Source organism: Duganella sp. Leaf126 (assembly GCF_001423125.1).
Classification (GTDB): Bacteria; Pseudomonadota; Gammaproteobacteria; order Burkholderiales; family Burkholderiaceae_D; genus Rugamonas.
In genome coordinates this window covers 23,783-37,964 of record NZ_LMNW01000033.1, presented here as the reverse complement: position 1 = coordinate 37,964, position 14,182 = coordinate 23,783, and the positions used below count along the sequence as shown (strand labels likewise).

General features: G+C 68.5%; 14 protein-coding genes. 13 read left to right on the top strand and 1 reads right to left on the bottom strand.

Annotation, left to right across the window (positions count from 1 at the left end; genetic code table 11):
• Nucleotides 1-97 precede the first annotated feature (97 nt).
• Nucleotides 98-448, top strand: a complete 351-nt coding sequence (locus ASF61_RS18185) for a phage holin family protein (protein WP_056159078.1) — start codon at nt 98-100, stop codon at nt 446-448.
• Entirely contained in the window at nt 441-1,268 is an 828-nt protein-coding gene (gene metF / locus ASF61_RS18180; RefSeq protein ID WP_056159075.1) for a methylenetetrahydrofolate reductase [NAD(P)H], read from the top strand. The genes ASF61_RS18185 and metF overlap by 8 nt, the downstream gene beginning before the upstream one ends.
• A gap of 90 nt (nt 1,269-1,358) precedes the next feature.
• Here the strand turns inward: metF and ASF61_RS18175 are convergent, their stop codons facing one another.
• On the bottom strand, nt 1,359-1,985 hold the full coding sequence (locus ASF61_RS18175; protein ID WP_082491800.1) for a 5-formyltetrahydrofolate cyclo-ligase: 627 nt from the start codon (nt 1,983-1,985) through the stop codon (nt 1,359-1,361).
• A gap of 82 nt (nt 1,986-2,067) precedes the next feature.
• Between ASF61_RS18175 and ASF61_RS18170 the strand changes: the two genes are divergently transcribed.
• Genes ASF61_RS18170 through dsbD form a run of 11 tightly spaced genes read left to right on the top strand, consistent with a single transcriptional unit; the run spans nt 2,068 to nt 14,179 of the window.
• A complete protein-coding gene (locus ASF61_RS18170; protein WP_229205932.1) occupies nt 2,068-4,002 on the top strand; it encodes a lytic transglycosylase domain-containing protein in 1,935 nt (644 codons plus the stop codon).
• Nucleotides 4,003-4,030: 28 nt separating this feature from the next.
• On the top strand, nt 4,031-4,747 hold the full coding sequence (locus ASF61_RS18165; protein WP_056159070.1) for a glutathione S-transferase family protein: 717 nt from the start codon (nt 4,031-4,033) through the stop codon (nt 4,745-4,747).
• A 2-nt stretch (nt 4,748-4,749) separates the two neighbouring features.
• Nucleotides 4,750-6,039, top strand: coding sequence for a multifunctional CCA addition/repair protein (locus tag ASF61_RS18160; protein WP_056159067.1), 1,290 nt, complete (start codon nt 4,750-4,752; stop codon nt 6,037-6,039).
• A gap of 20 nt (nt 6,040-6,059) precedes the next feature.
• Nucleotides 6,060-6,749, top strand: coding sequence for a GNAT family N-acetyltransferase (locus tag ASF61_RS18155; RefSeq protein WP_056159064.1), 690 nt, complete (start codon nt 6,060-6,062; stop codon nt 6,747-6,749).
• 16 nt (nt 6,750-6,765) lie between these two features.
• A complete protein-coding gene (mrtJ, locus tag ASF61_RS18150; protein ID WP_229205918.1) occupies nt 6,766-7,185 on the top strand; it encodes a JDVT-CTERM system glutamic-type intramembrane protease in 420 nt (139 codons plus the stop codon).
• 21 nt (nt 7,186-7,206) lie between these two features.
• Nucleotides 7,207-9,390 (top strand): choice-of-anchor D domain-containing protein, encoded by a 2,184-nt coding sequence (locus tag ASF61_RS18145; RefSeq protein WP_229205917.1) that lies wholly within the window; start codon nt 7,207-7,209, stop codon nt 9,388-9,390.
• Nucleotides 9,391-9,445: 55 nt separating this feature from the next.
• Entirely contained in the window at nt 9,446-9,952 is a 507-nt protein-coding gene (locus ASF61_RS18140; protein WP_056159061.1) for a TlpA disulfide reductase family protein, read from the top strand.
• Nucleotides 9,949-10,164 carry a DUF4266 domain-containing protein gene (locus ASF61_RS18135; protein WP_056159059.1) on the top strand — a complete coding sequence of 72 codons (216 nt, stop codon included), beginning with the start codon at nt 9,949-9,951 and terminating at the stop codon, nt 10,162-10,164. Before ASF61_RS18140 ends, ASF61_RS18135 begins: the two co-directional genes overlap by 4 nt.
• 10 nt (nt 10,165-10,174) lie before the next feature.
• Nucleotides 10,175-11,344, top strand: coding sequence for a DUF3570 domain-containing protein (locus tag ASF61_RS18130; RefSeq protein WP_082491799.1), 1,170 nt, complete (start codon nt 10,175-10,177; stop codon nt 11,342-11,344).
• Complete coding sequence (locus tag ASF61_RS18125; RefSeq protein ID WP_056159056.1) at nt 11,338-12,234, top strand: FAD:protein FMN transferase; 897 nt, start codon at nt 11,338-11,340, stop codon at nt 12,232-12,234. Before ASF61_RS18130 ends, ASF61_RS18125 begins: the two co-directional genes overlap by 7 nt.
• 1 nt (nt 12,235) lies before the next feature.
• Nucleotides 12,236-14,179, top strand: coding sequence for a protein-disulfide reductase DsbD (gene dsbD / locus ASF61_RS18120; protein ID WP_082491798.1), 1,944 nt, complete (start codon nt 12,236-12,238; stop codon nt 14,177-14,179).
• Nucleotides 14,180-14,182 lie beyond the last annotated feature (3 nt).

Genomic DNA, 14,182 nt, shown 5'->3' with positions numbered 1-14,182 from the left:
GCGCCCCCCGCGCCCCGGCAACCTGCTGCTATCGCGGCGGTTTCCGGGGCGCGCGATCCGTCGGCCATCGGCCCTTTTTTTGCTGCGAGAATCCACTATGCGTTTGGTCCTTACCTGGTTGATCAATGCGGTTGCCCTGTTGGCAATCCCTTACCTGATGCATTCCGTCAATGTCACCAGCGTCGGCGCCGCGCTGGTCGCCGCTGTCGTCCTGGCCCTGGTCAATACGCTGATCCGCCCGGTGCTGCTGATTTTGACGCTGCCCGTGACCGTGGTGTCGCTGGGCCTGTTCATCTTCATCATCAACGGCTTTTCGTTCTGGCTGGTGGCGCAATTCGTGCCCGGCTTTAGCGTGGACAGCTTCCTGTCGGCCGTCGGCGGCGCACTGTTGTACAGCATTATTTCCTGGGCCCTCACGACCTTACTTTTAAAGCATTCAGATGGCTAATCATAATTTCAGTATCGAATTCTTTCCGCCGAAGACGGCGGAAGGCGCGGAAAAGCTGCGTGTCACGCGCGCCAAGCTGTCCGAACTGAAACCCAGGTATTTTTCCGTGACCTTCGGCGCCGGCGGCAGCACCCAGCGCGGCACGCTCGACACGGTGGTGGAAATCCTGGCGGCCGGCGAAGACGCCGCGCCCCACCTGTCCTGTGTTGGCGGCAGCCGCGAGTCGATCCGCGCCATCCTGGCCGAGTTCAGGTCGCACAATATCCGCCGCATCGTGGCGCTGCGCGGCGATCTGCCCAGCGGCTATGGCGCGGCCGGCGAATTCCGCTACGCCAGCGAGCTGGTCGAATTCATCCGCCAGGAAACCGGCGACTGGTTCCACATCGAAGTGGCCGCCTATCCGGAAGTGCACCCGCAGGCGCGCTCGCCGCAGGACGACCTGCTCGCCTTCGAGCGCAAGATCAAGGCGGGCGCCAACGCCGCGATCACCCAGTATTTTTACAACGCCGACGCCTACTTCCATTTCGTCGACCAGGCCCGCAAGCTCGGCATCGACGTGCCGATCGTGCCCGGCATCATGCCGATCCTGAACTACACGCAGCTGATGCGTTTTTCCGACATGTGCGGCGCCGAGATCCCGCGCTGGGTGCGCCTGAAACTGGCCAGCTTCGGCGACGATACCGCCTCGATCAAGGCGTTCGGGCTGGACGTGGTCGCGCAACTGGGCCAGCGCCTGCTGGCCGGCGGCGCCCCGGGCCTGCACTTTTACAGCATGAACCAGGCGGCAGCGACCACGGCCCTGTGGCAGCGGCTCGTGTAAAAAACCGGAATCCGGCATGCGCGACGGTCCGCCGCTGCGCAACGAGGTCGGACAGCGGCCAGGTGGATATTGCCGCCTGCCTAAAGTCCGTCATGCCCGCGCAGGCGGGCATCCAATCGACGGCGGCGTCGCTTCGGTAATGATGCGGTCGAGCGCCACGTCGTGCACGTCGGCCTCAAACGCCACCTGCATGGCCGCATACGCGATCCCCACCGTCAGCGGCCGGGGCGTTCTCGCCAGTGTGCGGTCGTAAAACCCGCCGCCATATCCGAGCCGGTACCGTTCCCCGGTAAACCCCAGGCAGGGCACCAGCACGGCGGCCGGACAGTCCTGCAGCCGCAGCTCGGCCGGCACCGCCACTCCCATCCCATCCCTGACCATCGCCTCGCCGAGGCGCCAGTCGGCAAAGGCCAGCGCGGCGTCGCGCGCGACCACCACCGGCAGCAGCAGCCGCGCGCCCGACGCCGCCAGTTCCGCATACGCGGGCGCCAGATCGGGTTCGCCGCGCAGCGGCCAGTACACGCCCAGCGTGGCCGGCCGCGCGGCGCGCCACCAGGCCACCACCTGGCGGCCGATGGCCTGGTCCCATTGCGCCCGCGTGGGCGCATCGACGGCGCGCCGCGCGGCCAGCAGCTGCTGCCGTAATTCTGCCTTGCCCGGTGCGGACGGGGCTATTGCTTCGCTCTCGCTGCGTGGTATTCTAGGGTCGCTGGTCATGGTTGGTTACATTCAGGTTCAGACTATAGAGAGTTGCACATTGAGTTACGTTTCGAAATGGATCGCCGGCGCCGTCGTCGCCATGGCCGCCCTCAGCGCCTCTGCCCAAACCGAAGCGATCGGCGCTGAAACCCGCAGCCAGGACGATGCCTTCCTGCTGCTGCGCGACGCCGTGCGCAAGGACGACACGGCCAAGGTCGATTTCTATGCCGCGCGCCTGACCGATTATTCGATCCCGTCGTACGTCGACTATTATCGGCTCAAAGCCCGCTTGCGCGATGCCTCGCAGATGGAAATCCGCAACTTCATCCAGCGCTACCAGGGCCAGGCCATCGTCGACCGGCTGCGCAACGACTGGCTGCTGGAGCTGGGCCGCACGGGCGACTGGACCACCTTCGACGAACAGCTGCCGCTGTTCGTGCTCAACGACGACACGCAAGTCAAATGCTACGCGCTGCAATCGCGCGCGATCAAGGGCCAGAACGTGGCCAGCGAGGCGCGCGCGCTACTGATCTCCCCCAACGGCTACGGCGAACCGTGCGCAGGCCTGATCGGCACGCTGTACCAGGCGCGCCAGTTCGATGCCGAAGACCTGTACACGCAGCTGCGCCTGGCCGGCGAGTTCAATTCTACCGGCCAGGCGCGGCGCATCGTCGCGTTGCTCGGCGGTCCCGACAAAAAAATCGTGCAGGCGGTCGATCTGCCGACCGTCGCCGTGGCCAAGGGGCCGGGCAGCGGGCGCACCGAGCACGAAATCTTCATCGTCGCCGTCGGCCGCCTGGCCAAGACCAGCGTCAAGCTGGCCACGCTGGCGCTGAACAAGGCAGCTGCTAGCCTGTCGGTGCAGGAGCAGCGCGAGGGCTGGGCCGCGATTGCCCTGCAGTCGTCGTACTCGCTGTCGGACGAGACCACCGCCTACTGGAAGCGGGCCGACGGCGCGCCGCTGTCGATCGATCAGGCCCAGTGGAGCACCCGCATCGCGCTGCGCAACGGCGACTGGCGCCAGGTGCACAAGAATATCGACGCCATGCCGGCCATCCTGCGCGACGACCCGACCTGGATTTACTGGAAGGGCCGCGCGCTGATGGCCGACGGCAGCGACACCAGCCCGCCGAGCGGCGAAGCGCTGCGCCTGTTCAACGGCATCGCCGACCAGCCCAATTTCTATGGCCAGCTGGCGCGCGAGGAAACCGGCCGCCTGGTATCGATCCCGCCGCCGGGCGCGCCGATCACGGCCGCCGAAATCGCGCCGATCGCCGCCAACCCCAACTTCCAGCGCGCGCTGAAATTCTTCGGCATGCGCCTGCGCTTCGAGGGCACGCGCGAGTGGAACTGGGGCTTGCGCGGCTTGAGCGAACGCGAACACCTGGCCGCCGCCGAATACGCGCGCCAGAACCACATCCTCGACCGCATGGTCAACACGTCGGACCGCACCCGGGTGCTGGTCGATTACACCCAGCGCTTCCCGTCGCCGCACGACGACCTGATGCACCCGGCCACCAAGATGCTGGGCCTGGACAAGGCCTGGGTCTATGGCCTGATCCGGCAGGAGTCGCGCTTCATCATGGATGCGCAGTCGCACGCGGGCGCGTCGGGCCTGATGCAGGTGATGCCGTCCACCGGCCGCTGGGTGGCCAAGAAGCTCGGGCTGACCGACTTCGCGCAGGACATGCTGTCCGACGTCAAGACCAACATCATGCTGGGCACGAACTACCTGAACATGGTGCTCGGGAATATGGATGGGTCGCAGGTGCTGGCCACGGCCGCCTATAATGCCGGCCCGGGACGCTCGCGCACCTGGCGCGCCGCGCTCGACAAGCCGATGGAAGCGGCCGTATTCATCGAATCGATCCCGTTCTTCGAGACCCGCACCTATGTCAAGAACGTGATGTCCAACGCCAACTACTACGCGGCGCTGTTCGAGGGCCGGCCGCAGTCGCTCAAGGCGCGCATCGGCGTGATCACGCCCAAGGGGTACACGCTGCAGGAAGAGCAGGAAGCCTCCTTCGCCCGCTGACCCGATTTATTTCATTCATCAAGCTACCATGCAGACCACCCAACTCGATCCCAGCCTGTCCAACGCCCTCGCTGCCGCCCGCTCGCCCGGCCTGACCCTGGTCATCGGCAACAAGAACTATTCGTCGTGGTCGATGCGGCCCTGGGTGGTCATGACCGCCTTCGGCATCCCGTTCCAGGAAGTGCGCATCCTGCTCGACCAGCCCGACACCGCCAACCGCATCTGCAGCTACTCGGCGTGCGGCCGGGTGCCGGTGCTGCTGGCCGGCGAGATCACGATCTGGGACAGCCTGGCCATCGTCGAATACCTGGCCGAGCAGTTCCCCGAACTGCACCTGTGGCCGCAGGACGTGGCCGCGCGCGCCATGGCGCGCTCGATCTGCGCCGAGATGCACTGCGGCTTCACCGACCTGCGCAGCGCCATGAGCATGAATATCCGCGCCAGCCTGCCGGGCAAGGGCCGCACCAACGGCGCCCAGGCCGACATCGGCCGCATCAGCGAGATCTGGGAAGAGTGCCTGGCGCGCTTCGGCCATCACCAGTTCCTGTTCGGCGATTTTTCGATTGCCGACGCCTATTTCGCGCCGGTGGTGATGCGCTTCCGCACCTATGGCGTGACGCTGGCGCCGGCGCTGGACGCCTACTGCCAGCGCGTGCAGGCCCACCCGGCCGTGGCGCGCTGGGTGAGCGAGGCGCTGGCCGAAACCGAAACGGCGCCCCAGCACGACGCCGACCTGCCGGATTGACGATGAAGAGCTATGTCGTCGGCGGCGCCGTACGGGACGCGCTGCTCGGTTTGCCGGTCAAGGACCACGACCACGTGGTGGTCGGCGCCACGCCGGACCAGATGGTGGCGCTGGGCTACCGCCCGGTGGGCAAGGATTTTCCCGTGTTCCTGCATCCGGCAACGCAGGAGGAATACGCGCTGGCGCGTACCGAGCGCAAGACCGCCCCCGGCTACAAGGGCTTCGTATTCCATACCGCGCCCGAGGTGACGCTGGAACAAGACCTGGTGCGGCGCGACCTGACCATCAATGCGATCGCCCGCGCCGAGGATGGCACGCTGACCGATCCGTTCGGCGGCCAGCGCGATCTCGCCGACAAAATCTTCCGTCACGTCTCGGAGGCGTTTGCCGAAGACCCGGTGCGCATCCTGCGCGTGGCGCGCTTTGCCGCGCGCTACCCGGACTTCCGGGTGGCGCCGGAAACCAATGCCCTGATGCGGCAGATGGTGGCGCACGGCGAAGTCGATGCGCTGGTGGCCGAACGCGTGTGGCAGGAACTGTCGCGCGGCCTGATGGAACAGCGGCCGTCGCGCATGCTGGAAGTGCTGCGCGACTGCGGCGCGCTGGCGCGCATCCTGCCCGAGCTCGACGTGCTGTGGGGCGTGCCGCAGCCGGAGAAATGGCACCCGGAGATCGATACCGGCGTCCACATCCTGCAGGTGATCGACTGCGCCGCCCGGGCGCAGCTGGAGCTGCCCACCCGCGTGGCCTGCCTGCTGCACGACCTGGGCAAGGGCGTCACGCCGTCGGCCAGCTGGCCGGCGCACCACGGCCACGAGGCACTGGGCGTGAAACTGGTGGAGCAGGTCTGCAAGCGCCTGCGCGTGCCCACCGACTGCCGCGACCTGGCGCTGATGACCGCGCGCGAACACGGCAACGTGGGGCGTGCGCTACAGCTGCGGCCCAATACCGTCGTCAAGCTGCTCGAGCGCTGCGATGCGTTCCGCAAGCCGGCGCGCTTCGTGCAGATGCTGCGCGCGACCGAATGCGATTCGCGCGGGCGCACCGGCCCCTCGGCCAGCTACCATGACGCACCGTTCCCGCAGGGGGCGTACCTGGAAACGGCGATGGCGGCCGCGCGCGCGGTGAATGCCGGCGAGATTGCGCAAACCTGCCGCGACCAACCGCAACGCATCCCTGAATACGTGCACCGCGCGCGGGTGACGGCGGTCAGGCTGGCGCTCGGCGCGGCCGATGGCGCCGATGACACTGCCATGGCCGATCATGGCAACCATGGCGACCACGACGCCTGACCCGCAGCGGCGGCAGTGACATGGACCCCATCGACCTGTTCCAGAACCCGCTGCGTCGCTGGAACAAGGCCAACGGCGGCAAGGTCCGTCCGCGCGTGCCGGTCAAGCAGTTGCACCCGCGCGACCGGCGCCGCATGCGCCGCCACTTCCTCGACCTCGACGCGGGCGACCGCCTGCTGCGCTTCGGCAGCGCGCTGTCGGACGAGCAGATCGAGCGCTATGTCGGCGCCATCGATTTTTCGCGCGATATCGTGTTCGGCGTGTACAACCGCGTCTTCCGGCTGGTGGCCGTGGGCCACCTGGCGTTTGCCGCGCGCGATGCGTCGAAGGCGGCGGTGACCGACAAGGCGCGCGTGGCGGAATTCGGCGTCTCGGTCAGCCGCAGCGCGCGCGGCATCGGCATCGGCGCGAAACTGTTCGGCCGTGCTGCCATCCATTGCCGCAACAACGATGTCGATACCCTGTACATGCATTGCCTGTCGTCGAACCAGACCATGATGCACATCGCCCGCAAGGCCGGCATGGAAATCCGCCGCGCCTACGGCGAAGCCGACGCCTACCTGAAGTTGCCGCCGGCCGATCCGGCCAGCGTGATGCAGGAAGCGCTCGACGAGCAGTTCGCCACCCTCGATTACACCTTCAAGGCCAACAAGAAAGCTGCGCGCAAGTGGCTCGCGCGCCTGACCTGGCGCATGCCTAAAAAAAAATAGTGCTTTTCTAGAACCTTTGCTGCCCGGTCCGGAATCAACGGTCCGACAAGATACGCAACTGGCAGCGAGGCGCACCCTGACTTCATCGATACTGCCCTGGACCTGGACCGCCGCCTGCGGCGCGCACCTGTACGCCCCGTCGGCGTGGGACGGCGTGCGCCTGCTGCTGCTGTCGCCGCTGCTGGAAGAAACCGTGGTGCGCGCGGGCCTGCAGGAGTGGTTGATGCGCCGATCGTCGGCGGCGGTATGGCCGGCCCTGGCGTCGGCAGCCGCGTTCAGCCTGCTGCACCTGGGCAGCGGCTGGCAGGCGGCGCTGGCGGTGCTGGCGCCGGGACTGGTGCTGGCGATGCTGTACGCACGCACCCGCAGCTGGCGCTGGTGCGCGCTGGCGCACAGCGGCATGAATGCCTTTGCGATCTCCGTCTGCAGTTTTTAATTTCACTTCAGGAGAACAGGCATGGGCGGGACAATGTGGACGGAACGGGCGGCGCAGGCGCGCGCGGCGGGACGCTGGCAACAGGCTGCCGGCGCGGCATTGATGGTCGCTGCAGCCGCTGGCGCGGCAATGGCGTCGGCCGAGGCCAACGCCGCCGATGCGGTCAACGGCAAGAATTTGTACCTGAACGGCCCCGTGTCCGGCGGCGCCAGTTGCGCGTCGTGCCACGGCGCTTCGCCGGCGGCCAACGTCAGCGGCATCCAGCGCGGCGCCAACCAGCCGTCGGTGATCGCCGATGCGATCGCCAATAACCGCGGCGGCATGGGCAGCCTGTTTGCCGGAAAATTCTCGTCCAGCGAGCTGAGCGACCTGGCCGCCTTCATCGGCAATCCGAATGCGACGGCGGCGCCGGCGGCGTCGCTGACGCCGGCCAGCCTGACCTTTACCGGCACCGCCATCGGCCAGACCAGCGGCCCGCTGTCGGCCACGCTCAGCAACACCGGCAGCGCCGCGCTCAATATCGGCACCATCGCCCTGAGCGGCGCCGCTGCCGGCGACTACAGCATCGGCGGCGGCACCTGCGCCAACGGCGCGGCGATTGCCGCCGGCGCCAGCTGCACCGTGCAGACCAGCTTCCGGCCCACCGCCGCCGGCAGCCGCGCCGCCACGCTCACCATCACCCACAACGCCACCGGCGGCAGCAGCACCGTGGCACTGACCGGCACCGGCAACAGCACGCCGCAAGCCACGCTCGGCCTGTCGGCCGCCAGCATCAACTTCGGCGCCCAGCTGACCGGCGCCGCCTCGGCGCCATCGACCATCACCGTCACCAACAGCGGCCAGGCCGCGCTGACGTTCAGCAGCATCGCGGTGACCGGCGCCAATGCCGGCATCTTCACGCTGGGCGGCACCTGCGCCACCAGCACGCCGGTGGCTGCCGGCGCCAGCTGCACCGTGACCGTCACCGCCACCCCGACCGCCGCAGGCGCTTTTGCCGGCACCCTGGCGCTGGCCTCGAACGCGTCCAACGCCACCAGCGGCAGCACCGGCATCGGCCTGTCCGGCACCGCCAGCGCTGCCGCCCCGGCATTGACTGCCTCGCCGTCGGCGATCGCCTTCGGCGCCCAGACCGTCAACGCCCCGGCCGCCGTTCAGACCGTGGTGCTGGCCAATACCGGCAACGTGGCGCTGAACTTCTCGCGTATCGCCGTCACCGGCGCCGCCAGCATCACGCTGGCCAGCGGCGATTGCGGCAACACGCTGGCCGTGGGCGCCAGCTGCTCGGTGCCGCTGCGCTTTGCACCGACCGCCGCCGGCGACGCCGCCGCCACGCTGGCCGTCAGTTCCAACGCCGCGCCGCTGCAAGTGGCCATCACCGGCAGCGGCACCGCCCAGCCGGTGGGCGTGGCCGCGCTGTCCGAAGCCGGTCCGATCGCGTTTGCCGACACCCAGGTGGGCGCCACGGCCGACCTCCACACGACCACGCTCAACAATACCGGCACGGCTGCGCTGCGCATCACCACGCTGACCCTGGGCGGCAGCAATCCCGGCGACTTCGTCCTCGGCGGCACCTGCGCCGCCAACACGGCAGTGGGCGCCGGCGCCAGCTGCACGCTGACCACCGCGCTGCGGCCGACCGCAGCCGGCGCGCGCAGCGCCACCCTGATGGTGGTGACCGACGGCGGCGCGCAATTCTCGCTGGCCCTGGGCGGTAACGGCGTGGCCGTTGCCACCGGCGCCGCTACGCTGGGCGTCAATCCGCAAAGCTTCGACTTCGGCGCCGTCACTATCGGCGCGACGCCGACCCGCCGCTTCACGCTGACTAACAGCGGTGCGGCAGCGCTCACCGTGTCCGGCGCCAGCTTCAGCGGCCCGTTCGCGCAAGTGGCCGACAGCACCGGCTGCGCCGCCTTCCCGCTCACGCTCAACCCGGGCGCCAGCTGCGACCTGGTGGTGCGCTACACGCCGGTCAACCCGGGCAACAACAGCGGTTCGGTGGTGCTCAATGCGAACGTGGCCGGCGGCAGCACCACCATCGCCCTGAGCGGCCAGGCCGGCGCTGCTGCGGCAGACAGCGCGGCACCGCAAAACCGCGGCGGCGGCGGCTGCTCGGCCGCGCAGGATGTCAACGATCCGATGCTGGCCTTGCTGGTGCTGCTGGCCGGCGGCGTGATCTTCTGGCGTCGCCAGCGTAAAGCTAGCTGATCAGAAACAGGGCCCGCCCGCGCGGCGGCCCTCCAACCCCACCAAGGAGCAAGCAATGAAAATGGTATCGATGATATCGGCGGCCGCCCTGGCCGCCACGCTGGCCGCCGCGCCGCACCTGGCGCTGGCGCTCGACAAGGGTGCCCCCGCCCCGCAGTTCACGCTGCCGGGGGCCGACGGCGAAGTCAAACTGGCCAGCCTGCAGGGCAAGGTGGTGTACGTGGACTTCTGGGCATCGTGGTGCGGTCCGTGCCGGCAGTCGTTCCCGTGGATGAACGAGATGCAGGCCAAGTACGGCGCGCGCGGCTTCCAGGTCGTCGGCGTCAACGTGGACGCCACCAGCGAGGAAGCGCGCAAGTTCCTGGCCGCGACGCCGGCCAGGTTCACCATCGCCTTCGACCCCAAGGGCGCCACGCCGCGCCAGTACGGCATCAAGGGCATGCCCAGCAGCGTGCTGGTGGGCGCCGACGGCAAGGTGATCGCCGAGCATTCGGGCTTCCGCGACAGCGACCGCGCAGCGCTGGAGGCGCAGATCGTGGCAGCGCTGGGAGCGGCCAAATGAAGCGGCTGCTGGCGCTTGCCGTGGCGGCCGGCCTGACCGGCTGCGCCGGTTTCGGCCCGGTGCAGCCGTGGGAAAAGGGCAATCTGGCCAAGCCCGAAATGACCTTCAACGACAGCGGTGTGTTCAACCGCTACGACGACCATATCTACACCAGCCGCGAATCGTCGTCGGGCGGCGCCGGCGTCGGTGGCGGCGGCTGCGGCTGCAACTAGGGACTCGCACATGGAAACCATCAAGACCGAAACCCCGTCCGGGCACGCCCGCGATATGGAGAGTGCGCCGCTGGCCGCCTCCGCCATCCTGGCTGCCGCGCTGCTGCTGCCGGGCCTGCAGGCGCATGCCGAGGCGCCGCCCACCAACGGCGTGATCAGCATCGGCTATCTCGATTACAAGGACAGCCAGCCGGGCCTGGACCGCATCCACGTCAAGGCGCCGTCGGTGTCGGTGATGGCGCCGGTGGCCGGGGTGTGGAGCATCAGCGGGTCGGCCGTGACCGACGACGTCTCGGGCGCCACGCCGCGCTACCACAGCGCCGTGTCGGGCGCCTCGCGCATGAGCGACGACCGCAAGGCCGGCGACGTGGCCGTCAAGCGCTACTTCGAGCGCGGCAGCGTCACCGTGGGCGGCGCCTATTCGACCGAGCACGATTATCTGTCGCGCGCGCTGTCGGTGTCGGGCACCTGGGAGAGCGAAGACCGCAACACCACCTGGTCGGCCGGCATCGGCCGCGCCAACGACAAGATCAATCCCGTCAACCTGATCGTCACCAACGAGCGCAAACACACGACCAACCTGCTGCTGGGCGTGACGCAGGTGCTGGGCAAGAACGACGTGGCGCAGGTCACGCTGGCGCACGATATCGGCAAGGGCTATTTCAACGATCCGTACAAGGCTTTCGACAACCGTCCGCGCGACCGCAACGAGAGCACGCTGCTGCTGCGCTGGAACCATTACGTGGAAGCGACCGGCGGCACCAGCCGCACCTCGTACCGCTACTACCGCGACAGCTTCGGCGTGCGCGGCCATACGCTGGGCCAGGAATATGTGCAGCCGCTGGCCGATGGCTGGGCCGTGACGCCGGAGGTGCGGCTGTACAGCCAGCGCGCGGCCGACTTCTATTTCGATCCCGTGTACGACGCCGCGCTCGGTGCGCCGTTCCCGCCCGGCTACAACCCGAGCCGCTACTCGTCGGCCGACTACCGGCTGTCGGGCTTTGGCGCGGTCACGCTGGGCCTCAAGGTGAGCAAGCAGATCGACAAGGTATGGTCGATCGACGCCAAGGTCTCGGCCTACCAGCAGCGCGGCAGCTGGCGCGCCTTCGGTTCCGGCAGCCCGGGCCTGGAGCCGCTGCGCGCCCGCACCATTCAACTGGCGGTCAACCGCACATGGTAACGGCCATCCACCGCCAGCGGTTCGACGCCATGGGCAGCAGCTGCGAGCTGCGCCTGTCGGCGCCGAACGCGGCGGCGGCCGAGGCCCTGGCGGCGCGCGCGATCGCCGAAGTGCGGCGCATCGAGACCAAGTATTCACGCTACCGTCCCGACAGCATCGTCTCGCGCATCAACGCTGCCGCCGGCCAGGCGCCGGTGGCGTGCGACAGCGAGACCATGGCGCTGATCGATTACGCCGCCGCGCTGTTTTCGGCCAGCGGTGGCCTGTTCGACATCACTTCGGGCGTGCTGCGCCGGGCCTGGGACTTCCGCCAGCCGCGCGTGCCGGACGCCGACACGCTGGGCCCCTTGCTGGCGCTGGTGGGCTGGCGTCACGTCCAGTGCGACCGGCAGCAGGTGCAGCTGATGCAGGCCGGGATGGAGCTCGATTTCGGCGGCTTCGGCAAGGAGTACGCAGCCGACCGCGCGGCGGCGGTGCTGATCGAGGCCGGCGTGCACCATGGCTACGTGAACCTGGGCGGCGACATGCGCTTCATCGGCCCGCGCCCGGACGGTCAGCCATGGCAGATCGGCATCCAGGATCCGCGCAACCCGCAGGCGACGGTTGCCAGCATTCCGATCAGCTGCGGGGCGCTGACCACCAGCGGCGACTACGAACGGTATTTCGACCTCGATGGCGTGCGCTACTGCCACATCCTCGATCCGCGCACCGGCATGCCGGTGCGGTACTGGCGCTCGGTCAGCGTGATGGCGCCGATGGCGGTGGCGGCGGGCAGCTGCTCGACCATCGCCATGCTCAAGCAGCAAGAAGGACACACTTTTCTCAAGACCTCCGACATGGGCTACCTGGCCATCGACGAGCACGGACAGACGCTTTACAGGAATCTCTGACATGAACACACAACAATCGATGTGGCGCCGCATGCAACTGCCGGCCGCCATGATGACGGCCGCCCGGACCATGCCGGTGGTGCTGCTGGCGCTGCTGCTGATGCTGGCGGTGATGCTGGGCGCGAGCAGTGCGGCGCGCGCAGCCGACTTCCTCGAACCGGACCAGGCGTTCCGGCTGACCGCCACCCAGACCGATCCCCACACCGTGCGCCTGGCGTGGAAGATCGCCCCCCAGTACCACCTGTACCGCGAACGGCTGCACTTCCTGGCCGATGGCGTGGAACTGGCCACGCCGCGCCTGCCTGACGGCATCCGCAAGTTCGACAGCAACTTCAACAAGGAGATGGAAACCTACCAGGACCAGCTGGTGGTCAACCTGCCGCTGACGTCGCAGCGGCCGTTCAAGCTGACCGTCAACTACCAGGGCTGCGCCGACGCCGGCCTGTGCTATGCGCCGGCCACGGCCACCTACGCCATCGATCCGGCCAGGACCGGGGCGCTGACGGCGCTGGCAGGCGACGCGGCCGCCCCCGGTGCTACCGCTGCTGCGCCGGCAGCTGATGGAGCGGCTGCGGCAGCCGCAGCATCGGCCAGCACTGCTGCCGTTGCAGCGCCGTCCGCGCCGGCCGGCCACGAGGACGACAGCTCGATCGCCCAGCGCACGCTGCAAAGCGGCAGCGCCCTGCAGATCGGCCTGGCCTTCCTGGTGTTCGGCCTGCTGCTGTCGTTTACACCGTGCGTGCTGCCGATGGTGCCGATCCTGTCGTCGATCATCGTCGGTGAAGGCACGCCGTCGCGCGGCCGCGGGTTCGCGCTGGCGCTGGCCTACAGCCTGGGCATGGCGCTGGTGTATACCTCGCTGGGCGTGGCGGCAGGCCTGGCCGGCGAAGGCCTGGCGGCGGCGCTGCAGAAGCCGGGCGTGCTGCTGACCTTTGGCGCGCTGCTGCTGCTGCTGTCGCTGTCGATGTTCGATGTGTACCAGCTGCAGCTGCCGAGCAGCCTGCAAAGCCGGCTCAGTTCCGCCAGCGGCAGCATGGGCGGCGGCAAATTCGCCGGCGTGTTCATCATGGGCGCGCTGTCGGCCCTGATCGTGGGGCCGTGCGTGGCCGGCCCGCTGGCCGGCGCGCTGCTCTACATCAGCCAGACCCGCAACGTCTGGACCGGCGGCTGGGCGCTGTTCTCGATGGCGGCCGGCATGAGCGTGCCGCTGCTGCTGACCGGGATCTCGGCCGGCAGCCTGCTGCCGCGCGCCGGCGGCTGGATGAACGGGGTGAAAAAGCTGTTCGGGCTGTTATTGATCGGCACCGCCGTCTGGATGGTGACGCCGGTATTCTCGGCCGCCACCGGCATGCTGCTGTGGGGCGTGTTTGCGCTGCTGTGCGCAGCATTCCTGAACGTGTTCGAACCGGTGGCCAAGGGCGCCGGCCTGGGGACCTACCTCGGCAAGACCGTGGGCATGGCACTGCTGCTGGTGGGCGTGCTGGAACTGGCGGGCGCCGCCAGCGGTGGCCGCGACGTGCTGCAGCCGCTGGGCCACCTGGTTGCCGGCGGCAAGCGGGTCGCCGGGGAGGCTGCCGGCGCCGATGCCGGCGAGGCGCATTTCACCCGCATCAAGACCGTGGCGGAACTGGACCGGGTCCTGGCCACCACCAGGACCCCGGTGATGCTGGACTTCTACGCCGACTGGTGCGTGTCGTGCAAGGAGATGGAGCGCTTCACGTTCTCGCAGCCGGCGGTGGCGACCAAGATGGGGCAGATCACCCTGCTGCAGGTGGACGTGACGGCCAATAATGCCGACGACAAGGCGCTGATGAAGCGCTTCGGCCTGTTCGGACCGCCGGGCCTGATCCTGTTCAAGGATGGCAAGGAAGTGCCGGCCAGCCGCGTGATCGGCTTCATGAAGGCCGAGCCCTTCCTGGCGCACCTGAACCGCCACTTCCCGTAGCCG